25 protein-coding genes and 1 tRNA gene are annotated in these 22190 nt (G+C 70.6%); 13 read left to right on the forward strand and 13 right to left on the reverse strand.

All coding sequences use genetic code 11. From position 1 onward, the window contains the following. Window positions 1-143: 143 nt before the first annotated feature. Complete coding sequence (locus ACIBG6_RS19700) at window positions 144-425, forward strand: hypothetical protein (RefSeq protein ID WP_399223852.1); 282 nt, start codon at window positions 144-146, stop codon at window positions 423-425. A gap of 69 nt (window positions 426-494) precedes the next feature. Here ACIBG6_RS19700 and ACIBG6_RS19705 read toward each other — a convergent pair whose 3' ends face one another. Next, entirely contained in the window at window positions 495-1691 is a 1197-nt protein-coding gene (locus tag ACIBG6_RS19705; RefSeq protein ID WP_399224027.1) for a serine/threonine-protein kinase, read from the reverse strand. Window positions 1692-1828: 137 nt separating this feature from the next. Between ACIBG6_RS19705 and ACIBG6_RS19710 the strand changes: the two genes are divergently transcribed. The 4 genes from ACIBG6_RS19710 to ACIBG6_RS19725 all read left to right on the forward strand — a co-directional run bounded on the left by ACIBG6_RS19710 (window position 1829) and on the right by ACIBG6_RS19725 (window position 4310). Further along, the gene (locus tag ACIBG6_RS19710; RefSeq protein WP_399223853.1) at window positions 1829-2437 is read left to right on the forward strand and encodes a gamma carbonic anhydrase family protein; all 609 of its coding nucleotides are present in this window, start codon (window positions 1829-1831) and stop codon (window positions 2435-2437) included. A gap of 97 nt (window positions 2438-2534) precedes the next feature. After that, a complete protein-coding gene (locus ACIBG6_RS19715) occupies window positions 2535-3398 on the forward strand; it encodes a glycosyltransferase family 2 protein (RefSeq protein WP_399224028.1) in 864 nt (287 codons plus the stop codon). 129 nt (window positions 3399-3527) lie between these two features. Then, window positions 3528-3989, forward strand: coding sequence for a DUF6325 family protein (locus tag ACIBG6_RS19720; protein ID WP_399223854.1), 462 nt, complete (start codon window positions 3528-3530; stop codon window positions 3987-3989). A gap of 33 nt (window positions 3990-4022) precedes the next feature. After that, complete coding sequence (locus ACIBG6_RS19725; protein ID WP_399223855.1) at window positions 4023-4310, forward strand: SHOCT domain-containing protein; 288 nt, start codon at window positions 4023-4025, stop codon at window positions 4308-4310. A gap of 63 nt (window positions 4311-4373) precedes the next feature. On the opposite strand, the gene ACIBG6_RS19730 is transcribed toward ACIBG6_RS19725, so the two are convergent. The 8 genes from ACIBG6_RS19730 to ACIBG6_RS19765 form a co-directional block, all read right to left on the reverse strand. Further along, complete coding sequence (locus ACIBG6_RS19730; protein ID WP_399223856.1) at window positions 4374-4721, reverse strand: MerR family transcriptional regulator; 348 nt, start codon at window positions 4719-4721, stop codon at window positions 4374-4376. Window positions 4722-5448: 727 nt separating this feature from the next. Continuing rightward, window positions 5449-5760 (reverse strand): SCO5918 family protein, encoded by a 312-nt coding sequence (locus ACIBG6_RS19735; RefSeq protein ID WP_399223857.1) that lies wholly within the window; start codon window positions 5758-5760, stop codon window positions 5449-5451. 6 nt (window positions 5761-5766) lie between these two features. Further along, window positions 5767-6111: a hypothetical protein gene (locus ACIBG6_RS19740; protein WP_399223858.1), complete on the reverse strand. Its 345-nt coding sequence runs from the start codon at window positions 6109-6111 to the stop codon at window positions 5767-5769. A 123-nt stretch (window positions 6112-6234) separates the two neighbouring features. Continuing rightward, complete coding sequence (locus ACIBG6_RS19745; protein ID WP_399223859.1) at window positions 6235-7737, reverse strand: DEAD/DEAH box helicase; 1503 nt, start codon at window positions 7735-7737, stop codon at window positions 6235-6237. A gap of 341 nt (window positions 7738-8078) precedes the next feature. Next, window positions 8079-8282: a cold-shock protein gene (locus tag ACIBG6_RS19750; protein WP_020133169.1), complete on the reverse strand. Its 204-nt coding sequence runs from the start codon at window positions 8280-8282 to the stop codon at window positions 8079-8081. 533 nt (window positions 8283-8815) lie between these two features. Then, a tRNA-Pro gene (locus tag ACIBG6_RS19755) sits at window positions 8816-8889 on the reverse strand. Between the two features lie 38 nt (window positions 8890-8927). Beyond that, window positions 8928-9692 (reverse strand): Pr6Pr family membrane protein, encoded by a 765-nt coding sequence (locus ACIBG6_RS19760; protein ID WP_399223860.1) that lies wholly within the window; start codon window positions 9690-9692, stop codon window positions 8928-8930. 17 nt (window positions 9693-9709) lie between these two features. Next, the gene (locus ACIBG6_RS19765; RefSeq protein ID WP_399223861.1) at window positions 9710-10648 is read right to left on the reverse strand and encodes a metallophosphoesterase; all 939 of its coding nucleotides are present in this window, start codon (window positions 10646-10648) and stop codon (window positions 9710-9712) included. Window positions 10649-10722: 74 nt separating this feature from the next. Between ACIBG6_RS19765 and ACIBG6_RS19770 the strand changes: the two genes are divergently transcribed. Then, window positions 10723-11187, forward strand: coding sequence for a GatB/YqeY domain-containing protein (locus ACIBG6_RS19770; RefSeq protein ID WP_399223862.1), 465 nt, complete (start codon window positions 10723-10725; stop codon window positions 11185-11187). A gap of 76 nt (window positions 11188-11263) precedes the next feature. On the opposite strand, the gene ACIBG6_RS19775 is transcribed toward ACIBG6_RS19770, so the two are convergent. Next, window positions 11264-13504 carry a transglycosylase domain-containing protein gene (locus ACIBG6_RS19775; RefSeq protein WP_399223863.1) on the reverse strand — a complete coding sequence of 747 codons (2241 nt, stop codon included), beginning with the start codon at window positions 13502-13504 and terminating at the stop codon, window positions 11264-11266. Window positions 13505-13920: 416 nt separating this feature from the next. Here ACIBG6_RS19775 and ACIBG6_RS19780 point away from each other — a divergent pair, with 416 nt between their 5' ends. After that, window positions 13921-14265: a WhiB family transcriptional regulator gene (locus ACIBG6_RS19780; protein ID WP_015034550.1), complete on the forward strand. Its 345-nt coding sequence runs from the start codon at window positions 13921-13923 to the stop codon at window positions 14263-14265. A gap of 34 nt (window positions 14266-14299) precedes the next feature. Here the strand turns inward: ACIBG6_RS19780 and ACIBG6_RS19785 are convergent, their stop codons facing one another. Next, window positions 14300-15643 carry an ArsA family ATPase gene (locus ACIBG6_RS19785; RefSeq protein ID WP_399223864.1) on the reverse strand — a complete coding sequence of 448 codons (1344 nt, stop codon included), beginning with the start codon at window positions 15641-15643 and terminating at the stop codon, window positions 14300-14302. Next, on the reverse strand, window positions 15640-16602 hold the full coding sequence (locus ACIBG6_RS19790) for an ArsA family ATPase (RefSeq protein WP_399223865.1): 963 nt from the start codon (window positions 16600-16602) through the stop codon (window positions 15640-15642). Before ACIBG6_RS19790 ends, ACIBG6_RS19785 begins: the two co-directional genes overlap by 4 nt. Before the next feature lie 73 nt (window positions 16603-16675). On the opposite strand from ACIBG6_RS19790, the gene ACIBG6_RS19795 reads away from it, so the two are divergent. The 5 genes from ACIBG6_RS19795 (at window position 16676) to ACIBG6_RS19815 (ending at window position 20310) form a co-directional block, all read left to right on the forward strand. Further along, window positions 16676-16834 (forward strand): DUF4177 domain-containing protein, encoded by a 159-nt coding sequence (locus ACIBG6_RS19795; protein WP_015034547.1) that lies wholly within the window; start codon window positions 16676-16678, stop codon window positions 16832-16834. Beyond that, a complete protein-coding gene (locus ACIBG6_RS19800) occupies window positions 16831-17301 on the forward strand; it encodes a RidA family protein (RefSeq protein ID WP_329622620.1) in 471 nt (156 codons plus the stop codon). Before ACIBG6_RS19795 ends, ACIBG6_RS19800 begins: the two co-directional genes overlap by 4 nt. 162 nt (window positions 17302-17463) lie before the next feature. Further along, window positions 17464-18357: an NUDIX hydrolase gene (locus ACIBG6_RS19805; protein ID WP_399223866.1), complete on the forward strand. Its 894-nt coding sequence runs from the start codon at window positions 17464-17466 to the stop codon at window positions 18355-18357. Next, window positions 18354-19184 (forward strand): MBL fold metallo-hydrolase, encoded by an 831-nt coding sequence (locus ACIBG6_RS19810; protein WP_329622622.1) that lies wholly within the window; start codon window positions 18354-18356, stop codon window positions 19182-19184. Before ACIBG6_RS19805 ends, ACIBG6_RS19810 begins: the two co-directional genes overlap by 4 nt. A 241-nt stretch (window positions 19185-19425) precedes the next feature. Continuing rightward, a complete protein-coding gene (locus ACIBG6_RS19815; RefSeq protein ID WP_399223867.1) occupies window positions 19426-20310 on the forward strand; it encodes a prohibitin family protein in 885 nt (294 codons plus the stop codon). An 85-nt stretch (window positions 20311-20395) separates the two neighbouring features. On the opposite strand, the gene ACIBG6_RS19820 is transcribed toward ACIBG6_RS19815, so the two are convergent. Further along, on the reverse strand, window positions 20396-21070 hold the full coding sequence (locus tag ACIBG6_RS19820) for a Crp/Fnr family transcriptional regulator (protein WP_015034542.1): 675 nt from the start codon (window positions 21068-21070) through the stop codon (window positions 20396-20398). A 282-nt stretch (window positions 21071-21352) separates the two neighbouring features. Here ACIBG6_RS19820 and nth point away from each other — a divergent pair, with 282 nt between their 5' ends. Continuing rightward, window positions 21353-22174 carry an endonuclease III gene (gene nth, locus ACIBG6_RS19825; RefSeq protein ID WP_399223868.1) on the forward strand — a complete coding sequence of 274 codons (822 nt, stop codon included), beginning with the start codon at window positions 21353-21355 and terminating at the stop codon, window positions 22172-22174. Window positions 22175-22190 lie beyond the last annotated feature (16 nt).

Below are 22190 nucleotides of genomic sequence, written 5' to 3' on the forward strand. Positions count from 1 at the left end.
CCGTTCCGCGAGGGCGGTGATCGGCTATCCGATCCATCTGAACACCGGGGCACTACGACCGCACTTCGGAGAAGATCCGCACCAGACGCGGGGAGCGGCGGGAGCGGCGCTCCGTACCTACTCTGGAGGTACGGAGGTGACCCATGAGGCGACGCCACCACTTCCACATCGACTACCTCGGGCACTCGGTCTCCGCGACCGTCCAGACCGGGCACACGCCTGTCGTGGAGGTGCTCGTCGACGGCAAGGAGACGGGGTACGCCACGACGAAGGACGACCGGCCGGTGACCGTCCCGATCGAGCTGCCGACCGACCCGCCGACGGCCGTGTCCGTACGGGCGACCCTGGGGCCCGGCGTACCGCGCTGCCTGCTGCTCGCGACGGCGGACGGGGAGCCGCAGGTGATGGCGCCGAGACTGTACTGACGATCTGAGCTGACGGCCTGTACTGACGGCCTGTACTGACGGCCTGCACTCACGGCCCGTACCGACGGCTCAGGAGAGCCAGGCCATGCCGATGATCAGGAAGACGACGAAGGCGATGGCCCCGGCGACGGCGGCGGTCTTGCGGGGACGGCGCCGGGACAGCTCGGCGAGGCCGCCGGTGCTCGTACCCACACCGGCCGCGGGGCGCTCGCGCCGCCGCGAGACGGGCGCGGTGGGCGGTACGTGACGGGGCGCGGGCTGGTGGGCGGGCACGTGCTGCTGTGGGGCGTGCGGCGCAGGCACGTGCTGCTGCGACTGCTGAGGCTGATGGGGCTGAGGCGGCTGATACGCCTGCTGAGGCTGATGCGACGGATGCGGTTGCTGTGACTGGTGCGGCTGCTGCGACGGGTGGGACTGATGCGACGGGTGAGTCTGATGGGCGACCGGCTGCGGATAGCCGCGCCAGGCGCCGGAGGAGAACCAGTCCGCGATGGCCTGCGCCGAGGGCCGCTGCTCGGGCTGCTTGGCGAGGAGGCTCAGCAGGTACGTCTCGAAGACGGGCGGCAGCGCCACCCCCAGCCGCCCGGGCGGCATGGGTGCCGTGTCGATGTGCTGGTACAGCAGGGCCGTGGCGGTGTCCGCGCGGAACGGCGGGCGCCCGGTGAGGAGTTGGTAGAGCACGCAGCCCAGCGAGTACACGTCGGAGGCGGACGACGCGGACTGCCCGAGGGCCCGCTCGGGCGCCAGGTACAGCCCGGTGCCGACGATCTGGCCCGTCGTGGTGAGCGCCCCGGAGGGGTCGTCGACGAACCGCGCGATGCCGAAGTCGGCCAGCTTCACGGTGCCCTCGGCGTCGACCAGCAGGTTCCCCGGCTTGATGTCGCGGTGCACGACCCCCTGCCGGTGGGCGGCCGCGAGCCCGGCGGCGGCGTGGGCGGCGACCACGGCGACCCGCTCGGCCGGCAGGACCAGCGGATCGGACGGGCTGCCCGCGAGGCTGTCGCCCTCGACCAACTCCATGACGAGGAACAGCTTCCCGTCCCACGTACCGAAGTCGAAGACGCCGACGACGTGCGGGTGGCTCAGCCGGGCGGCGGTCTGCGCCTCCAGCCGGAAGCGGTCGCTCGCGGACGGGTCGGAGCCGTGGCCCAGCATCAGCTTCACGGCCACGGACCGGCCGAGGACCTCGTCGGTGGCCTGCCACACCTCGCCCATGCCGCCCCGGCCGATACACACATGAAGCCGATATCGGTCCGCGACCAGCACCTGGAGACCACCCTTTCGACGATCGATCAACTTGACGGAAGGGAACCAGCGTAGAGCCGCGCGGAGGCGCCCTTCGCCGCGCGTCCCCTCCGGACCGCCTCCCACCCTTCTCCCTTCCCGCCCGAGATGATGGCGGGATGCTGATCGAACACGACGGCCACGCGCCGACCGTCCACCCGACCGCGTACGTCGCCCCGACGGCGACGCTCTCCGGCGACGTACGCGTCGGCGCCGGCTGCCGGATCCTCTTCGGAGCCGTACTGACCGCCGAGGGCGGCCCGGTGGAGCTCGGCGAGGGCTGCATCGTCATGGAGAACGCGGTCCTGCGCGGCACCCGCCGCGACCCCCTGACCCTGGGCCGGCACGTACTGATCGGACCGACTTCCTCCCTCGCGGGCTGCACGGTGGAGGACGAGGTCTTCCTCGCCACGGGCAGCCGCGTGTTCAACGGGGCGAGGATCGGAAGGCGTTCGGAGGTCCGCGTGAACGGAATCGTGCACCTGAGGACGGTGCTCCCTCCCGACGCGACCGTCCCGATCGGCTGGGTCGCGGTCGGCGACCCGGCACGGATCCTCCCGCCGAACGACCACGGCGAGATCTGGGAGACGCAGAAGGACCTGGACTTCCCCGGCTACGTCTTCGGCCTGGACCGTCCGGCGGAGGGGGAGAGCCTCATGCCGGCCGTCTCCGAACGCTACGGCCGCGCCCTGGGCCACCACCGCAACGACCGCCGGCTCGATGTATGAGGTCTGTGATGCGGATGAACGGAAGATGACGCCCGACGGTTAGCATCACGGCGTTGTCTCTGAGCGTGGGACGGAGTGGGTCGTGACACGACCGCGTATGGGTGTGGCGGTACTGACGATGGGCACGCGCCCCGACGAGCTGCGGGCCCTGCTCGACGCCGTGGCACGGCAGGACGAACCGGCCGCCCGGATCGTCGTGGTCGGCAACGGCACGGGCTCGCTCCCGGAGCTCCCCGAAGGCGTCACCGGGGTGGAACTCCCCGAGAACAGGGGAGTGTCGGGCGGCCGGAACGTCGCCATCGACACGCTGCGCGCGTACGGCGACGTCGACGTGGTGGTGGACCTCGACGACGACGGCCTGCTGGTCGACACGGACGTCCTGCGCCGCCTCGCCGACCTCTACGAGGCCGACCCGGCCCTCGGGATCGTCTCGTTCCGCATCGCCGACGAGACCGGCGAGACGCAGCGCCGCCACGTCCCCCGCCTCGGGGCGAAGGACCCGCTGCTCGGCGGCGAGGTGACGACGTTCCTCGGCGGCGGCCACGGCCTGTCGATGCCGATGCTCGACCGGATCGGCGACTGGCCGGAGGACTTCTTCTTCACGCACGAGGAGACCGACCTCGCGTGGCGGGCCCTCGACGCGGACTGGAAGGTCCTGTACGCGCCGGAGCTCCTGCTCCAGCACCCGAAGACCAGCCCCGCCCGGCACGCCGTCTACTACCGCATGACCGCCCGCAACCGCGTCTGGCTGGCCAAGCGCAACCTGCCCCTCCCGCTGGTCCCCGTCTACCTCGGCGTCTGGACCCTCCTGACCCTGGCCCGCACCCGCTCCGTCCCGGGCCTCGCGGCCTGGTTCGCCGGCTTCGCGGAAGGCGTCCGCCGCCCCTGCGGCCCCCGCCGCCCCATGCGCTGGTCCACGGTGGGCCGCATGACCCGCCTGGGCCGCCCGCCGATCATCTAGCACCACGAGCACGGCCCGGCGGGGCCGTGAACATGCGAAGGCCTCCGGCGAATGCTGCAATTGATGGAGGCCTCGGTCCGACCATGCCTTGCGCGGGCCAGCGGGCGGTGTGCAGGGATTGGAGTGGTCATGAGCGACGACATCGAGGACATGGGACCGGTCGACTACCTGGTCGTCGAGTTCCCGGGCAACCGCATGACGGGGGAGGGCTTCCCCCTCCTTCTCGACCTGGTCGACCGCGGCGTCATCCGCATCCTCGACCTCCTGTTCGTACGGAAGGACGACGACGGGAGTGTCGTCGGTCTCGAGCTGGCGGATCTGGACGGTGACGGACGGCTCGACCTGTCCGTGTTCGAGGGAGTGTCGTCCGGACTTCTGGGCCAGGACGACATCGAAGAGGCCGGGATGGCGCTCGAACCCGGCAACGCGGCCGGAATCCTGGTCTACGAGAACCTCTGGGCCGCTCCCTTCGCGCGAGCCCTGCGGCGCGGAGGCGCGCAGCTCGTGGCGGGCGGACGGATCCCCGTACAAGCCCTCCTGGCCTCGCTCGACGCCGCGGAGGCGACAGAGGACGACGGGCCTGCCGCCTGACGGATCCAGTCGACGGAAGCAAGGAGGAGCGACATGCCAGGACTGCTTCGAGGGGTGGCACGCACCGCCGTGGTGGCCGGGACGGCGACCGCGGTCTCCAACCGGGTCTCACGGCGCCAGGCGGGCCGCTGGGCCGGCCAGGAATCGGCGGCAGCCGAACAGCGCGCCCCGGCGCCTCCCCCGCCACCGCCGCCCGCCGCTCCGGCCGACGACATGAGCAACAAGATCGCTCAGCTCAAGGAACTCGGACAGCTGAAGGAACAAGGTGTCCTGACCGAGGAGGAATTCGCGACCCAGAAGAGCCGGATCCTCGCCTCCTGACCACCGCGCCTCCGCGGAGCCACCGGCGATCGCGTCCGGCCGATGCCGACGGGCGCGCTCGACTCAGTCCGTGGCCGGCGGAGGGGATGATTCGGCGGCGCGGCGGTACTCGGCGTTGATGCGTTGGGCTTCCTCGAGCTGGTCTTCGAGGATGATGATGCGGCAGGCGGCCTCGATGGGGGTGCCCTGGTCGACCAGCTCCCGGGCGCGGGCGGCGATGCGCAGCTGGTAGCGGGAGTACCGGCGGTGGCCGCCGCCGGAGCGGAGCGGAGTGATGAGGCGCGCTTCACCGAGGGCGCGCAGGAATCCCTGGGTGGTACCGATCATCTCGGCGGCCCGGCCCATCGTGTAGGCGGGGTAGTCGTCGTCGTCGAGACGGTCGAGACGGTCGGAGGAGTCGTCTGCTGTCACTTGCACCTCTCTGGTGAACGCGTTGAGGGGCCCTGGTGCCGTACGGCACCAGGGCCCCGAAGGAACTACTACACCATCCGCCGGTCCTGATACTGCACCGGCCTTCTGTTTCCACCGACCCGACCGAGACGCTGTCGGGTGCGCGGGGATCGCGGTTGCTTGACCGGAGACCACCTCACTATCGATGTCCTGCGGTACCCGGACTCAAGAGTTCCGCCCGGGCGATCCTGATGGCGCCTTGCTCCTCCGCTCTTCCCTCGGTGATCAACTGCATACCCAACGGGGGACTGCGTACTGCTGGTACTGCTGGTACTGCGTACTGCCGGTACTGCGTACTGCTCGCGGCGGCCCCTGATCACTGCGGGCCCCCCGGTCCGGTCGTCAGTCCCGTCGCCGTCCTGCAACAGCCCTGGCTTCGGAACTCCACCACCGCACCGTCCTGCCAACTACACCTGCGGGTACTGCTGCCCGGCAGTTCGTCTCTGCCAGGCCCTCTTGTCTCGCTGGGTTACGAGAGAAACCATAACCACGCCACTGCCCAATGTCTACTCTGGCTGAGATAGATTTTTGTTGGCCTTGAGGAGAGGTAAATCTTCCTGGCCGGTCCAGGATGTGGAGAGCCGCCGAGCGGTTCCCCTGTCGAAGCCGGTACGCGGAAGGGCCCGACCAGCAAGTGTGCTGGTCGGGCCCTTCTGGCTGTTCCGGTGGCTCGCGCCGGTCCCGTCGGTCAGACGGCGACCGGGGTGCCGAGCAGTGCGGATGCGTGCTGGACCGGGGTGAGGCCGTGTGCGGTGGCGTCGGCGTCGGGAAGTCCGCGGCAGGTGAAGCCGAGCCGGGTCATGGCCCTCAGGACTTCGCCGGCGCTGAAGTCACGGCGATCCTGGCGCGTGATGACCTGGCCGACCTGCTTCACGGGGTAGGTGCGGCGGCCGATGATCACGGATTCGCCGGTGACCGGCTCGGGCTTGATGCCCTTCATCGAATCCAGGACGCCGCTCCTGGTCAGATCGAACGGGAACCGGGCGATGACACAACGCATGGTGCCTCACAGGGAGAAGGGGGAGAAGGTGCTCCGACGGTGGCCTATCGGGGTGCGGGATGAGGTGAACGGCCCGCGGTCGCCGGGGACGTCGCGCAGCCGGATGCGGTCCGTGTACGCGCTGCTGTCACGGACGGCGGCGAGCTGGGCCCGGGTGACCAGTCGGGTACACAGACCGTCGTCGTCGCAGATGATCAGATGCCCCGCGCGGGCACTGATCACGACGGACAGGGCCACTTCCACGGTCATGTCGTCGCAGACCCGCGGTGCGGTCGTGTCCATGGCGTCGGTCACCGACCTGTCCGCGGGGGTGACGTTCGCCGAGCGGGGCTGCGTCTGGACCAGCGTCAAAAGTGCCTCCTGCGGAGATGGTTCGGTTGCCTGTTCATGGCGTACGGACCGCCGGGCAGACGGCGGACTCCGCACGCCCACGCGCCGGACCGCCACACGCTCACGCGCCGGACTGCCGCACGCTCACGCGCCGGACTGCCGCCCGGCGCGCCGGGCCGCCGAGGCGGCACTGCGGCGACCGCGGGACACGGGGGCGCGCTTACGCTGCTCGGTCGCCGGCGCGGTGATGGTGACCGGGACGCCGCTGGGGGTCCGGGCGCCGGTGATCCGGTGGAGTGCTTCCTCGCCGGAGCGGACCTGGGTGGTCTGGGGCACGATGCCGGCGTCGGCCATGAGGCGGGTCAGGCCGCGGCGCTGGTTGGAGGTGACCAGGGTGACGACGCTGCCGGACTCGCCCGCACGGGCGGTGCGGCCGCCGCGGTGGAGGTAGTCCTTGTGGTCGGTCGGCGGGTCCACGTTGACGACGAGGTCGAGGTTGTCGACGTGGATGCCGCGGGCGGCGACGTTCGTGGCGACCAGCACGGTGACGTGTCCGGTCTTGAACCGGGCGAGGGTGCGGGTGCGCTGGGGCTGGGACTTGCCGCCGTGGAGTGCCGCGGCGCGGACTCCGCTGTCGAGGAGGTCCTGGGTGAGCCGGTCCACGGCGTGCTTGGTGTCCAGGAACATGATCACCCGGCCCTCGCGCGCCGCGATCTCCGTCGTCACCCGGTGCTTGTCGGTGCCGTGCACGTGCAGGAGGTGGTGCTCCATCGTGGTGACCGCGCCCTGGGAGGGGTCGACGGAGTGGACGACGGGGTCGGTGAGGTAGCGGCGGACCAGCAGGTCGACGTTGCGGTCCAGGGTGGCGGAGAACAGCATCCGCTGGCCCTCGGGGCGGACCTGGTCCAGGAGGGCGGTGACCTGGGGCATGAAGCCCATGTCGGCCATCTGGTCGGCCTCGTCCAGGACGGAGATCGCGACCTGGCTCAGCCCGCAGTCACCTCGGTCGATGAGGTCCTTGAGGCGGCCGGGGGTGGCGACGACGACTTCGGCGCCGCCGCGCAGGGCGCCGGCCTGGCGTCCGATGGGCATGCCGCCGACCACCGTCGCCAGACGCAGCTTGACGGCGCGGGCGTACGGCGTGAGCGCGTCGGTGACCTGCTGGGCCAGCTCGCGGGTGGGGACGAGGACGAGGGCGAGCGGTCGGCGGGGCTCGGCGCGCTGCCCGGCGGTGCGGGCCAGGAGGGCCAGGCCGAAGGCGAGGGTCTTGCCGGAGCCGGTCCGGCCGCGGCCCAGCACGTCACGGCCTACGAGGGAGTTCGGCAGGGTCGCGCCCTGGATCGGGAACGGCACGGACACGCCCTGCGCGGTGAGGGCGGCCAGGAGCTCCCTGGGCATGTCGAGTTCGTCGAACGCCTCGACGGCGGGCAGCGAGGGGGTGATCGTCTTCGGGAGGGCGAACTCTCCCTGCACCGCGGCGGGCCGGCGGCCGTGGCCGCCCGAGCGGCTCGGGCCGCCTCCTGTACGGCTGGGGGCGGAGGAGCCGAAGCGGCCGGCCCGAACCGGAGCGGCGGTGGAGCCGAAACCGGAGCCGCCGGTGCGGCGGCGGTCGCGGGAGGAGCGGCTGTTCGTACGTGTGGGGTTCATTCAGAACCTTCCTTGATGCGGCACGCCGTCAAGGAATTCCCGCAGTCGTGGAAAAGCGCGGGGAACCAAAAGAACGGGCCGAGGGAATGCGAAAGCGAATCTCGCCCGCATGGAATCTGTATCGGCGCAGGCGCTGAAATCTGAGATGGAGTGACGTCGAACGGACGTCGAGATCCAGGACGACGGCGGGACACGGATTCGAAGCGGCAGGCGTCCCTGGAGGATCCGTGGGCGGCGGTCATCGGCGGTCGTCCGCGGACGGAACCGCTGCCGGAAAATGCGTGTAGCCGGGACCCGCACCCCGAGGGATGCGGGTCCCGGCTACGAACTACGCGTCAGCTTCAGGCGGGAACGATGTTCTCGGCCGTCGGGCCCTTCTGGCCCTGCGCGATGTCGAAGGTGACCTTCTGGCCTTCCTGCAGCTCGCGGAAGCCCTGGGCGGCGATGTTCGAGTAGTGGGCGAAGACGTCGGGGCCGCCACCGTCCTGCTCGATGAAGCCGAAGCCCTTTTCCGCGTTGAACCACTTCACGGTGCCAGCAGCCATGTCATATCTCCTTTGGGGCAGTACACCGGCATCCGCACTTTACGGACGCCGTGTCGCCGCGATGATGCCCTGACCGGAAAATGACCGGAAATAAAAAGCGCTCCTACGTGGCGGAGAGCCACCTGGAGACGCTTGAAGTCTTTGGGTACCAAAACTGCAACTGATATCGACAGTAGCATGCCGCAGCGGCTTCTGCGTGGAGGAAAATCCCTCTCTGCGCGTTGCGGCAAAAACTCTCCCTGCGGGGCCCGGCAAAGTCTGTTCCCGCGGTCATAGATAGTGATTCACCCCGAGTGCAGCATTTCGGAAGCGCGGGCCGCATCGACGGCGGTCAGCGGCCCGCAGGGGCGTGGACCACGGTGATCGGTACGGGCAGCGGGCTCCGCTGCCGATCCGGCGCGACCCGGAGGGGGATCGCGCAAGCGATCAGCGAGGCGCGGTGCTCTCCCGCACGTCCCCCGAGGAACCCCGGAAACCACTCAGGGGCCCGACCCGCTTTCGCGGATCAGGCCCCTGAACTGGTCTAACGGCTGTCGGGGTGGCGGGATTTGAACCCACGACCTCTTCGTCCCGAACGAAGCGCGCTGCCAAGCTGCGCTACACCCCGATGTCGCTGCTCTGTTCTTCACGTCGCGGCGACATCGCTTACTTTAGCCCACGCGCGCGCTGAGGCGAAATCCGGTTTTCGGAGAGCCGCACCGCAGGTCGGACGCGGTCGAGGCCGATGATCGCGAGGCCCAGGGCGTAGAAGGCCGCGCCCAGCACGACCGCGTTGGTGAGGACGCCGGCGTAGCCGTGGACGGTGACGTCGAGGAACGGGTACGTGTAGCGGGTGGGGGCGTCCGGGGAGATCAGTGCGCCGCGGATCAGGGCGAAGGCGAAGTAGACGGCCGGGGCCGCGAGCCACTGGGCAGCGTGGCGCCGGCGGAGGGCGCCGGGGAGGGTGAGGAGGAGGAAGTCGAGCACCGCGCCGATCGGGGTGACGGTGTGCAGCAGCTGGTTGGCGACGGCCTTCGCGCCCGTGAGGCGGGCGATCTCGGCGGCCTGGTTGAACTCGCTCGCCTCGTTGTCGAGGACCAGGTGGAAGACGAGGCCGACCACCGAGACGCAGAGCAGGACTCCGCCGGTCCAGAGCGCGGGGAGCGGCGGGCGGCGGTTCCAGGCGCGGGCGGCGCTCCAGCCGAAGACCACGGCGACCAGGATGTTCGACCAGATCGTGAAGAAGCTCAGGACGACCAGGACGTTCCCGTGGACGCACTCGATGACGAGTCCCGTCGCCGCGGACAGGGCGATCAGGCCCCGGAACGCCGCCGCGAAGGGGCGCCGCTCGGCGGGCGGCGTGACGGCGGAGGCCGGTATGGCCGACGAGCCGGCGGAGCCGACGGAGCCGACGGAGCGGGGCGTGAGCATTGCCCCACCGTAGGTGGTTACGCGCGCGCCGTCAGCGTGAGCAGGGTGACCTCGGGCGGGCAGGCGAAGCGGACCGGGGTGAAGCGGTTGGTGCCGCAGCCCGCCGAGACGTGCAGATAGGAGGTGTGGTCGGCGACCGTGTGCGTGGAGAGCCCCTTCACGCGGTCCGTGTCCAGGTCGCAGTTGGTGACGAGCGCCCCGTAGAAGGGGATGCACAGCTGGCCGCCGTGGGTGTGCCCGGCGAGGATCAGCTCGTACCCGTCCGCCGTGAACGCGTCGAGCGAGCGCAGGTACGGGGCGTGGACGACGCCCACGGTGAAGTCGGCCGAGGCGTCGGGGCCGCCGGCCACCCGCTCGTACCGGTCGCGCTTGATGTGCGGGTCGTCCAGGCCGGTGAAGGCCAGTTCGGCCTCGGGCAGCTTGAGCGTGCCGCGGGTGTTGGTGAGGTTCACCCAGCCCGCCGCGTCGAAGGCGTCCCGCATGCCCTCCCACGGGTTGTGGACGGCGCCGACCGCGGGCTTGTTGCCGTTGAGGCCGTGGCGGCCCTGCGCCTTCTCCATCAGGTAGCGGGCGGGGTTGCGCAGCTTCGGCCCGTAGTAGTCGTTGGAGCCGAAGACGTACACGCCCGGGAACTCCATCAGCGGGCCGAGCGCGTCCAGGACCTCGGGCACGGCGTCGGGGTCGGAGAGGTTGTCGCCGGTGTTGACGACGAAGTCCGGGCGGAGCCCCGCGAGCGACTGGAGCCATGCCCGCTTCTTCCGCTGCCCGCTGACCATGTGGATGTCGGAGACCTGAAGGACCCGCAGGTCGCGCATGCCGCGCGGGAGTACGGGCACGGTCACCCGGCGGAGCCGGAAGGAGCGGGCCTCGAAGCCGGCCGCGTAGACGATTCCGGCCGCGGCCGTCGCCGTGAGACCTGCCGTGACCTTCAGGGGGATCCCGTACCGTGCGCGCATCGCACCATCGTCGCAGACCCGGCGGGCGGAAATGTGCGGGCGGGTGGGGTGGGGCACCTGCCACACTTGACCCCATGACCACGCTCAAGGAGAAGCTCAAGGCCGACCTCGACGCCGCGATCAGGGGGCGCGACGAACTGCGCTCCTCGACCCTGCGGCTGACCATCACCGCGATCACCATGGAGGAGGTCGCGGGCAAGTCCAAGCGCGAACTCTCCGACGACGAGGTGCTGAAGGTGATCGCCAAGGAGGCGAAGAAGCGCCGCGAGGCCGCGGAGGCCTTCGCCCAGGGCGGCCGTGCCGAGTCCGCCGAGCGGGAGCGCGCGGAGGGCGTCCTCCTCGACGCGTACCTGCCGAAGCAGCTCAGCGACGAGGAGCTCGACGGGATCGTCGCGGCGGCCGTCGAGGAGGCGAAGGCGGCGGGTGCCGAGGGGCCGCGTGCCATGGGCGCCGTCATGAAGATCGTGAACCCGAAGGTGGCCGGCCAGGCCGAGGGCGGCCGCGTCGCCGCCTCGGTGAAGAAGCTGCTCGCGGGCTGATCCGCCGCCGCGGAGCACGTACGAGGAAGGGCGCCCCACCGGGAGTGGGGCGCCCTTCCTCGTGTCCACGGGTGCGTCAGCGGTTTCCGCCGCGGCGGTTGCCGTTGCCGTCGCCGAACATGTCCGGCGGGATCGTGATCCCGGGGAACGGGTTCGTCGGCGGCTTCGTGTCGCCCGGCTTGCTGTCGCCCGGCTTCTTCGGCTTGTTCGGGCCTTCGTCGCCTTCCTTCTCCTTGTCCTTGGGCTTCTCGGCCCGCGGTACGGAGATGGCGTTGAAGCGCGGCTTCTCGTCGCCCAGAGCGCCCGTCATCGCGATCCGCCAGATGGGACCGGGGAGACAGCCACCGCAGACCTTGTCGTAGTAGACGCCGCCGATGGTGAGGTCGAACATCTCGTCGCGCTTGCCGACGTCGTCGCCGACCCAGACGGCGGTGGACAGGTCCGGCGTGTAGCCGACGAACCAGGCGTCCTTGCGGCCTTCGGTGGTACCGGTCTTGCCCGCGTTGTCCCGGTCGCTCAGACCGGCCCGCGTACCGGTGCCGTCCTCGACCACGCCCTTCAGCATCTGGTTGATGGTGTCGGCGGTGCGGTCGGACATCGCGCGCGTGCACTTGGTCTGCGGCACGTTCAGCTTGTCGCCGTTGGCGCCCTTGATGGACTCGATGGCGACCGGAAGGCAGTAGATGCCGCGGTTGGCGAAGGTGGCGTAGACGGAGGCCATGTCGAGCGGGGTGCTCTCCAGGCTGCCGAGGGTGGCCGACGGGGTCTGCGCGATGCGCTTGCCCAGCTCGCGCTCGTAGCCGACCTTCTTCGCCATCGTCAGCGTCTCGCAGAGGCCGGCCATCTGCTCCAGCTTGGCGAAGTAGGTGTTGATGGACTTGCCGAGGGCGCTCGTCATGTCGTACGCCCCCTTCTCCGACTTGAGCTCGTTCTGGACGGGCCAGTCGGCGTAGCCCGCCGGCTTGCCGTCGCAGCGCGTGTAGTCGTTCTCCTTCATGGTGATCTTCCACGGCGTGTCGAAGCTCTGCGCCGGGCTCAGACCCTTTTCCAGGGCGGCGGCGGCCGTGATCGGCTTGAAGGTCGAGCCGACCGGGAAGCCGTACGTGGTGCCGCCCATCTTGCTGCCGACGGCGAGGTTGAGCGTCGTCTGGTGCTGCTTCTGGTCCAGGCCGTACGGGCGGGACTGACCCATCGACAGGATCTTGCCGGTACCGGGCTGGACCTGGACGACGGCGGTCGCGACCCCGTCGTCCTTGTTGACCTTGGCCACGGCGGCTTCGTTGGCCGCCGCCTGCGCCTTCGGGGAGAGCGTGGTCCTGACGGTGAGACCGCCCAGGTTCCACAGCTTCTGCCGCTCCTCGGCCGTCTTCCCGAAGACCGGGTCGCTCAGGATCGTCTTGCGGACGTAGTCGCAGAAGAAGCCGGCGCCGTCGACGGCGGTGATGCAGCCGTTCTTCGGCGTCTTGACCTTCAGCTTCAGCGGCGCGGCCTTCGCCTTGTCCGCCTCGGCCTGGCTGATGTCCTTCACGTCGGCCATCCGCTGGAGGACCACGTTCCGGCGCTTGGTGGCTTCCTGGATGTCGTTGATCGGGTCGTAGCGGCTCGGCGACTGGACGAGGCCGGCCATCATCGCCGCCTCGCCCAGGCTCAGGTCGGCCGCCGCCTTCGAGAAGTACCGCTGGGAGGCGGCCTCGATGCCGTATGCCTGCTGCCCGAAGAACGTGATGTTGAGGTAGTTCTCGAGGATCTTGTTCTTGCCCAGCTCCTCCTCGACCTGGATCGCGAACTTCAGCTCGCGGACCTTGCGGCCGATGGTCTGCTGGGTGGCCTGCGCGACCTTCTCGGGGTCGTCACCGGCCTCCTCGACGAAGACGTTCTTCACGTACTGCTGGGTGAGCGTGGACGCGCCCTGCGCGACCCCGCCCGACTGCGCGTTGCGGTTGATCGCGCGCAGCACGCCCTTGAGGTCGATCGCCCCGTGCTCGTAGAAGCGGCCGTCCTCGATCGCGACGATCGCCTTCTGCATGTACGGGGAGATCTTGTCCAGCGGGACGACCTTCCGGTCCCGCGAGTACACCGTGGCGAGGAGCCCGCCCTCGGCGTCGAGAATGGTGGTGCGCTGACTCAGCGGCGGGGTCTTCAGGTTGGAGGGAATCTCGTCGAATCCCTCGACCGTGCCCTTCGCGGCCAAGCCGAGTGCTCCGGCCGCGGGCAGGGCGATGCCCGCCAGCACGGCTCCGGAGAGCACACTGACACCGAGGAACTTGGCGGCCTGCTGGGTCCCGGTCAGACCACCGCCCGAGCGCTTCTTTGCCATGGGGGCAGCCTACGTTCTCATTCGCCGGACACGCGTATATGCCTTGGCCTAAGCTGCTCACAACTGTCACAGCAGTGCGGTCTCGCATCAAGACCCGTGCGTGACATCGGCATGAATTCCCGTGACCCGAAACACGGGAAGCTCGTGTCCGTTTCCGGATCATGCGTCACCCGGTGCCCGAAGTGGCGCTGGTGAAGAAGGGCGTATCCATGGAGATATGTCCGCTATGACACGCATGTCCTTCGGTCACTCCCCTGGGTGATCTGACGCGTACGCATAGTCCGTTCGGGCCATTCAAGATTGGGCCCGAAGGGGGTGTTGCGCTGTGTCCACCTTCCGTAACGTCCCAACTGGCAGCGGTGAATATGCCGCTGCCGCCGTGGGGGAGCCTCGATTCGGGAGAGGACGGCGCCGGTATGGGCTGGGTAGCTGACTGGAGTGCGCAGGCGGCCTGCCGCACTACCGATCCGGATGAACTTTTCGTGCAGGGAGCGGCGCAGAACAGGGCAAAGGCGGTGTGCACCGGATGTCCGGTGCGGACCGAGTGCCTCGCCGACGCCCTCGACAACCGCGTGGAGTTCGGCGTGTGGGGTGGCATGACGGAGCGCGAGCGCCGTGCCCTGTTGCGCCGACGGCCGACCGTCACCTCGTGGCGCCGGCTCCTGGAGACCGCGCGGACGGAGTACGAGCGTGGCGCGGGCCTGCTGCCCGTGGCGATCGAGGACGACGCGACGTACGAGGCGTACGCCGCGGTCGGCTAGTCCCCGACCGGCAGGTACGGGACGGTGGCTCAGCTCAGGCCGAGGGCATCCGCCCGGCCGTGAGCCGGTCACCGATGGCCCGCAGCCCGGCGAGGTCGTGCACATCGCCGGGCAGGGCGGCCACTTCGGCCACCGCCACCTCGGGGTGGAGCGCGGTGAAGCGGTCTCGGGTGCGCTGCTCACGCGCGAGCACCCGCATGCGCTCGGCATGCAGGCGCAGAAGTCCCGCGGTGAGGTGTCGTACGTCCGTGTCGGTGAAAGCGTCTACGTCTGGGTGCTGTGCGGCCGGTTCGGCTGTGGGGGCAGCCTCGGGTACGGAAGATACGGCGGCGGTGGCGAGGTCGGACAGCTCGGGCGACGTGGCCGGGGAGCCACTCCGCCAAGTCTTCCCGTCCCCCCGATCCGTCATGCGCCCCTCGTCAAGATTTTCCGCGGCGGCCCGCGCCCGCTCGGCCGAGAGGCCGGCCGCGCCGCTGCCGTGGACGCGATTGAGGACGAGGCCCGCCAGCGGCATCTCCTCGGCCGCCAGCCGCTCCACGAAGTACGCGGCCTCGCGCAGCGCGTCCCGCTCCGGCGTGGCGACGACGAGGAAGGCCGTGCCCGGGGCCTGGAGCAGCCGGTACGTGGCGTCGGCGCGGGTCCGGAAGCCGCCGAACATCGTGTCCATCGCCGCGACGAAGGTCTGCACGTCCTTGAGGAACTGACCCCCGAGCAGCTTCCCGAGCGTCCCCGTCATCATCGACATGCCGACGTTCAGGAACTTCATGCCGGCCCGGCCGCCCACCTTCGCCGGGGCCATGAGCAGCTTGATGAACTTCCCGTCGAGGAAGGACCCCAGCCGCTTCGGCGCGTCCAGGAAGTCCAGGGCGGAGCGGGACGGCGGCGTGTCGACCACGATCAGGTCCCACTCGTCGCGCGCCCGGAGCTGGCCCAGCTTCTCCATCGCCATGTACTCCTGCGTACCGGCGAATCCGGCCGACAGGGACTGGTAGAAGGGGTTCTCCAGGATCGCCCGGGCCCGCTCGGGGTCCGCGTGCGCCTCGACGATCTCGTCGAAGGTCCGCTTCATGTCGAGCATCATGGCGTGCAGTTCGCCGCCGTCGGACCCCTTGATCCCGTCCACCTTGCGAGGCGTGTTGTCGAGGGAGTCGATGCCCATGGACTGGGCGAGGCGGCGCGCCGGGTCGATGGTGAGGACGACGACGCGCCGGCCGCGCTCCGCCGCCCGGACGCCGAGGGCCGCCGCCGTGGTCGTCTTGCCGACCCCGCCCGCGCCGCAGCAGACGATGATGCGGGTGCCCCGGTCGTCGATGAGCGGATCGAGCTCCAGGACGGGGACGGCGTCGAGCCCGTTCGTGTCGGTCGCCTTCTCCGTCACGCGCCCACCCCTTGCTTCCGCAGTTCCTTCGCCAGCCGGTAGAGCCCCGCGATGTCCCCGCCGTCCCCGAGGAAGGGGAGCTCGTACGAGGGCACGTCGATGCCGTCCAGGACCGCCCGCTGCTCCCGCTCCAGCTCCACCCGCCGGGCGTGCTCGGCCGCCTGGTCGAGGAGCGGTTCGACGAGCCGCGTGCCGCCCGCGACGCCGACGGAGGTCAGGCTCCGCGCGATCGCGTCCCGGTGGTCGCCAGAGGCGGCCCGTACCGCCGCCTCGTCGAGGACGTGCGGGCGGACCATGTTCACCACGACCCGCCCCACCGGCAGTTCCGCGGCTCGGAGCTCCGCGATGCCGTCCGCCGTCTCCTGGACCGGCATCTCCTCCAGGAGCGTCACCAGATGGACCGCCGTCTCGGGCGACTTGAGGACCCGCATGACGGCCTGCGCCTGGTTGTGTATCGGGCCGATCCTGGCCAGGCCCGCCACCTCGTCGTTGACGTTGAGGAAGCGGGTGATGCGGCCGGTGGGCGGCGCGTCCATGACCACGTGGTCGTAGGTGTGCCCGCCGTGCTTCTCGCGCCGCCTGACCGCCTCGCACGCCTTGCCGGTCAGCAGGACGTCCCGTACCCCCGGCGCTATCGTCGTCGCGAAGTCGATCGCGCCGAGCTTCTTCAGGGCCCGCCCCGCGCTCCCCAGTTTGTAGAACATCTGGAGGTAGTCGAGGAGCGCGCGCTCGGCGTCGATCGCCAGCGCGTACACCTCGCCGCCGCCCGGCGCGACGGCGATCTTGCGTTCCTCGTACGGAAGCGCTTCCGTCTCGAAGAGCTGTGCGATGCCCTGTCTGCCTTCGACCTCGACGAGGAGGGTGCGTTTGCCCTCCGTCGCGAGGGCGAGCGCGAGGGCGGCGGCGACCGTCGTCTTACCGGTACCGCCCTTTCCGCTGACGACCTGGAGCCTGCTCACGCTGTCGAGCCTAACCACTGGCGGCGGCGCCCAATCAGGAGGCCGCCCCACCGCAGCGGATACAGTCGCCTCCATGACCAAGTGGGAGTACGTCACCGTGCCGCTTCTGGTGCACGCGACGAAGCAGATTCTGGACACCTGGGGCGAGGACGGCTGGGAGCTCGTCCAGGTCGTGCCCGGGCCGAACAACCCCGAGCAGCTCGTGGCCTACCTGAAGCGGGCCAAGTCGTGAGCGGGGCCGTGGAGGCGAAGCTCGCCGAGCTCGGCCTGACCCTGCCGGAGGTCGTGCCCCCGTTGGCCGCGTACCAGCCGGCCGTGCAGTCGGGCGTGTACGTCTACACCTCGGGCCAGCTCCCGATGGTCGGGGGCAAGCTCTCGGTGACCGGCAAGGTCGGCGACGAGGTCACCGCCGAGGAGGCCAAGCAGCTCGCGGCCACCTGCGCGCTGAACGCCCTCGCGGCCGTGAAGTCGGTCGCCGGTGACCTGGACCGGATCAAGCGGGTCGTGAAGGTCGTGGGCTTCGTCGCCTCCGCCTCCGACTTCACCGGGCAGCCGGCCGTCATCAACGGCGCCAGCGAACTGCTGGGCGCGGTCCTCGGCGACAAGGGCGTGCACGCGCGCAGCGCCGTCGGCGTGGCCGTGCTGCCGCTCGACGCGCCCGTCGAGGTCGAGGTCCAGGTGGAGCTCGTCGAGGCCTGACCCCCTGGCCTCCCACCGTTCGTGAAGAGCCGGTCCCCTCGTGCGAGTTCCTTCGTGCGAGGGAACCGGCTCTCGTGCGTTCCCGCCGCTCCCCGGTCTTCCGGCCGGCGGGCGGCCATTCCGGCCCTCGTGGATTTCGGTGCTTGCGCATAGCATCCGCCCATGCCGCCCAAGTCGAATGCTCAGCCGAACGGTCAGTGGTACCCGCCGGAATGGCCCGACCGCATCCGCGCCCTCGCCGCGGGCGAGCTCACCCCGGTGAGCCCCCGGCGCGCCGCCACCGTGCTCCTCCTGCGGGACGGGGCAGCGGGGCCCGACGTGCACATGCTGCGCCGTCGCACCTCGATGGCCTTCGCGGGCGGCGCGTACGCCTACCCCGGCGGCGGGGTCGACCCGCGCGACGAGCACCCGGTGCGCTGGGCGGGGCCCTCGCTCGCCGAGTGGGCCGGGCGCCTCGGGTTCGACGAGAGCGACGCCGCGCAGGCCCAGGCCGTGGTCTGCGCCGCCGTACGCGAGACGTACGAGGAGGCGGGCGTCCTGCTCGCCGGGGAGACCGCGGACAGCGTGGTCGGCGACACCACCGGCGAGGACTGGGAGCGGGACCGGGAGGCGCTCGTCGCCCGGGAGCTGTCCTTCGCCGACTTCCTCGACCGGCGCGGGCTCGTCCTGCGCTCGGACCTGCTCGGCGCGTGGGCCCGCTGGATCACCCCGGAGTTCGAGCAGCGGCGGTACGACACGTGGTTCTTCGTGGCCGCGCTGCCGGCCGGGCAGCGCACCCGGAACGCCTCCACGGAGGCGGACCGCACGGTCTGGATCCGCCCGGCGGAGGCCGCCGCCGGCTATGACCGCGGCGAGCTGACGATGATGCCGCCGACGATCTCGACCCTGCGCACCCTGGAGCCGTACGGCACGGCCGCCGAGGCGCTGGAGGCGGCAGGAGTCCAGGACATGACCCCCGTGCTCGCACAGGCGCGCCTGGAGGGCGACGAGCTGGTCCTGAGCTGGCCGGGGCACGAGGAGTTCACCAAGATCATCCCGGCCGGGGGTACGCGATGAGCGACGCCGCCGCCCTGCCCGGGCAGCCGCGCGGGCTCGTCGTCTCCGGGCCCGCGACCGCCCGCGCCGTGAACGTCCTCGCGCCGAACCCGTCCGCGATGACCCTCGACGGCACGAACACCTGGCTCCTCTCCGAGCCCGGCTCCGACCTCGCCGTCGTCGTCGACCCGGGGCCGCTCGACGAGGGCCATCTGCGCCATGTCGTCGAGACCGCCGAGAAGCTCGGCAAGCGGGTCGCGCTCACCCTGCTCACCCACGGCCACCCGGACCACGCGGAGGGCGCGGGCCGCTTCGCCGAGCTGACCGGGACCGCCGTGCGTGCCCTCGACCCGGCGCTGCGGCTCGGCGACGAGGGGCTCGGCGAGGGGGACGTGGTGACGGTCGGCGGCCTGGAGCTGCGGGTCGTCCCGACGCCCGGGCACACCTCGGACTCGCTCTCCTTCCATCTGCCCGCCGACCGGGCGGTCCTGACGGGGGACACGATCCTGGGGCGCGGCACGACGATGGTCGCGCATCCGGACGGGCGGCTCGGCGACTACCTGGACTCGCTGCGGCGGCTGCGCTCGCTCACCGTCGACGACGGGGTGCACACGGTCCTGCCGGGGCACGGGCCGGTCCTGGAGGACGCGCAGGGGGCCGTGGAGTTCTACCTGGCGCACCGGGCGAACCGGCTCGCCCAGGTCGAGACGGCGGTCGAGAGCGGCCACCGGACGGCGGCCGAGGTCGTCGCGCACGTGTACGCGGACGTGGACCGCTCGCTGTGGCCGGCCGCGGAGCTGTCCGTACGGGCGCAGCTGGAGTACCTGCGGGAGCGCGGCCTGGTCTAGGGGGTGTCCTGCCGGTCAGGCCGGGCTCGGGCGGGGCGGGGCCGGGCGGGGCGGGCCCCGGGCGGGGCCGGGCGGAGCGGGGCGGGGCCGGGCGGGGCGGGGCCGGGGCGGGGCCGGGGCGCGAGGCCCGGTTTCGGGGACGTCACGATCCTGTCCCGACGCTGACCCCGACCCTTCGGAGCTCTTGACCCGTGCTTTACGCTCCGCTTACTTCTGGCCGTAGCTTTCGGGGGGATCGCCCGTGTTCGTCATCGCCATTCTGCTGCTCATCGCCGCAGTGGTGCTCTTCTTCGTCGCCCGCTCGCAGGACTCGAAGGGGCTGAAGCTCGGCGCCGTCGGCGCGGTCGTCGCCGGCCTCTTCTCGCTCGTCGTCAGCATGACGTACGTGATCAGCGCGTACGAGGTCGGTGTGCCGGTCGCCTTCGGCAAGGTGGGCTCGCCCATGACCTCGGGCATGCACGTGAAGTCGCCGTTCACCGACGTCACGACCTTCTCCACCCGCCCCGTCGACCTCAACCTCTCCGACAAGGACGTGGTCGAGGTCCGCTCCTCGCAGGGCGGCGTCATGTACGCAGAGGTGACGGTGAAGTGGGCCGTCGTCCCGGCCAAGTCCGTCGAGCTGTACAAGCTCGCGGGCAGCGAGGACGCCATCCAGCAGCGGCTCGTCTACCCGGACAGCCGGGAGATCGTCCGGAACGTCTTCGCCCGCTACACCAGCGAGCAGGGGTACGCCTCCGACCGCGAGAAGATCAATGCCGAGATCGGCACCCTGATCAAGGAGCGCCTCGTCCCGCGCGGCATCGACGTGACCACGGTCAACCTGCGCAACGTGAAGCCCTCGGACTCGCTCCAGGGCCAGATCGACCGCAAGATCCAGCAGCAGCAGGCGACCGAGCGCGCCCTCGAGGCCGCCCGTACCGCGCAGGCCGAGTCCGACCGGCGCCGGATCGAGGCGGAGGGCATCGCCCGCGCCAACAAGATCCTCAACGACTCGCTGACGGACAAGGTCCTCATGAACCAGTGCATCGACGCGTTCAAGGAGGCGGCGGCGAAGAACCCGATCTACACCGTGCCCTGCGCGAACGGCAGCTCCGCCCCGGTGATCGTGGACGGCTCGAAGCGCTGATCGCACCCGTACGCGTACCCGTACACGGAAAGGCCGCCCCGGTCCGATGACCGGGGCGGCCTTTTCCGTATGCGTACGGAGGTGCTTACCGCGAGCGCTTCGCGAGGCGCTCCACGTCCAGCAGGATCACGGCGCGGGCCTCCAGGCGCAGCCAGCCGCGCTGGGCGAAGTCGGCGAGCGCCTTGTTGACCGTCTCGCGGGAGGCGCCGACCAGCTGGGCCAGCTCCTCCTGGGTGAGGTCGTGGACGACGTGGATGCCCTCCTCCGACTGCACGCCGAAGCGGCGCGACAGGTCGAGGAGCGCGCGGGCGACGCGGCCCGGCACGTCGGAGAAGACCAGGTCGGACATCTGGTCGTTGGTCTTGCGCAGCCGGCGGGCGACCGCGCGGAGCAGCGCGGTGGCCACCTCGGGGCGGGCGTTCAGCCAGGGCTGGAGGTCGCCGTGGCCGAGGCCGAGCAGCTTGACCTCGGTCAGCGCCGTCGCGGTCGCGGTGCGCGGGCCCGGGTCGAAGAGGGACAGCTCACCGATGAGCTCGCCTGGGCCGAGGACCGCCAGCATGTTCTCGCGGCCGTCGGGGGAGGTGCGGTGCAGCTTCACCTTGCCCTCGGTGACCACGTACAGGCGGTCACCTGGGTCGCCTTCGTGGAACAGCGCGTCGCCACGGGCGAGCGTCGCCTCACTCATCGAGGCGCGCAGCTCGGCGGCCTGCTCGTCATCGAGCGCCGCGAAGAGCGGGGCGCGCCGCAGAACGTCGTCCACGAGTTCTCTCCATACTGTCGACCTGCTCAAAGGACCTGGGTCCCATGATGCCGGACGCACAAAACAGTGCGATCAATCACAACAAGTTTGACGTACGTGGCTACCCGTGCGTACGGCAGGGGCCCGATTGGGGTGCGATCGGCCGTGCCCGGGGCGGATGTCGGTGGTGGCCCCTAGGCTGGCCGGGTGTCCAACTCGCCGGTGAGAGCGCAGGCCAAGGGGGCTGAAAGAGTGTCGGCCGAAGGTAATTCCGCTGTGGGCGAACACGGCGTGTCGAAACAGGTGAAAGCCTCAAATCGGAAGATTACGGGCGCTTCGAAGAGGGTGTCCGCCAAGCCCGAGTCGCGGCTCGCGATGGTCCGGCGGGCGCGGAAGATCAACCGCGAGCTGGCCGAGGTCTTCCCGTACGCCCATCCGGAGCTCGACTTCCGGAACCCCTTCGAGCTCCTCGTCGCCACGGTCCTCTCCGCGCAGACCACCGACCTGAGGGTCAACCAGACCACCCCCGGCCTCTTCGCGAAGTACCCCACGCCCGAGGACCTCGCCGCCGCCGTGCCGGAGGAGGTCGAGGAGCTGATCCGCCCGACCGGCTTCTTCCGGGCCAAGACCAAGTCGATCATGGGCCTGGCCGCCGCCCTCAGGGACGACTTCGGCGGAGAGGTCCCCGGCCGCCTCGAGGACCTCGTCAAGCTCCCCGGCGTCGGCCGCAAGACCGCCTTCGTCGTCCTCGGCAACGCGTTCGGGGTCCCGGGCATCACCGTCGACACCCACTTCATGCGCCTCGTCCGGCGATGGAAGTGGACCGAGCAGGAGGACCCGGTCAGGATCGAGGCGGAGATCGCCGAGATCTTCCCGAAGAGCGAGTGGACGATGCTCTCGCACCGGGTGATCTTCCACGGCCGCCGGATCTGCCACGCCCGCAAGCCCGCGTGCGGCGCCTGCCCGATCGCCCACCTCTGCCCCTCGTACGGCGAGGGCGAGACGGACCCGGAGAAGGCCAGGAAGCTCCTCAAGTACGAGATGGGCGGCTTCCCCGGCCAGCGGCTCGACCCGCCACCCGGCTACCCGGGCCGCCCCGCGCCGCCGCTGGGCGCGAGCGGCTGAGACTACGGCCGCTCAG

The sequence above is a fragment of the Streptomyces sp. NPDC050842 genome (assembly GCF_044456565.1).
Taxonomy (GTDB): domain Bacteria; phylum Actinomycetota; class Actinomycetes; order Streptomycetales; family Streptomycetaceae; genus Streptomyces.

Excerpts from the sequence above, each read along its gene's own strand:
- ACIBG6_RS19715 (WP_399224028.1), top strand. The coding sequence starts at position 2,535 with ATGGGTGTGGCGGTACTGACGATGGGCACGCGCCCCGACGAGCTGCGG.
- ACIBG6_RS19795 (WP_015034547.1), top strand. The coding sequence starts at position 16,676 with ATGACCAAGTGGGAGTACGTCACCGTGCCGCTTCTGGTGCACGCGACG.
- ACIBG6_RS19765 (WP_399223861.1), bottom strand. The coding sequence starts at position 10,648 with ATGCGCGCACGGTACGGGATCCCCCTGAAGGTCACGGCAGGTCTCACG.
- ACIBG6_RS19720 (WP_399223854.1), top strand. The coding sequence starts at position 3,528 with ATGAGCGACGACATCGAGGACATGGGACCGGTCGACTACCTGGTCGTC.
- ACIBG6_RS19710 (WP_399223853.1), top strand. The coding sequence starts at position 1,829 with ATGCTGATCGAACACGACGGCCACGCGCCGACCGTCCACCCGACCGCG.
- ACIBG6_RS19745 (WP_399223859.1), bottom strand. The coding sequence starts at position 7,737 with ATGAACCCCACACGTACGAACAGCCGCTCCTCCCGCGACCGCCGCCGC.
- ACIBG6_RS19775 (WP_399223863.1), bottom strand. The coding sequence starts at position 13,504 with ATGGCAAAGAAGCGCTCGGGCGGTGGTCTGACCGGGACCCAGCAGGCC.
- ACIBG6_RS19750 (WP_020133169.1), bottom strand. The coding sequence starts at position 8,282 with ATGGCTGCTGGCACCGTGAAGTGGTTCAACGCGGAAAAGGGCTTCGGC.
- ACIBG6_RS19770 (WP_399223862.1), top strand. The coding sequence starts at position 10,723 with ATGACCACGCTCAAGGAGAAGCTCAAGGCCGACCTCGACGCCGCGATC.
- ACIBG6_RS19725 (WP_399223855.1), top strand. The coding sequence starts at position 4,023 with ATGCCAGGACTGCTTCGAGGGGTGGCACGCACCGCCGTGGTGGCCGGG.
- ACIBG6_RS19700 (WP_399223852.1), top strand. The coding sequence starts at position 144 with ATGAGGCGACGCCACCACTTCCACATCGACTACCTCGGGCACTCGGTC.
- ACIBG6_RS19810 (WP_329622622.1), top strand. The coding sequence starts at position 18,354 with ATGAGCGACGCCGCCGCCCTGCCCGGGCAGCCGCGCGGGCTCGTCGTC.
- ACIBG6_RS19805 (WP_399223866.1), top strand. The coding sequence starts at position 17,464 with ATGCCGCCCAAGTCGAATGCTCAGCCGAACGGTCAGTGGTACCCGCCG.
- ACIBG6_RS19780 (WP_015034550.1), top strand. The coding sequence starts at position 13,921 with ATGGGCTGGGTAGCTGACTGGAGTGCGCAGGCGGCCTGCCGCACTACC.
- ACIBG6_RS19735 (WP_399223857.1), bottom strand. The coding sequence starts at position 5,760 with ATGCGTTGTGTCATCGCCCGGTTCCCGTTCGATCTGACCAGGAGCGGC.
- ACIBG6_RS19760 (WP_399223860.1), bottom strand. The coding sequence starts at position 9,692 with ATGCTCACGCCCCGCTCCGTCGGCTCCGTCGGCTCCGCCGGCTCGTCG.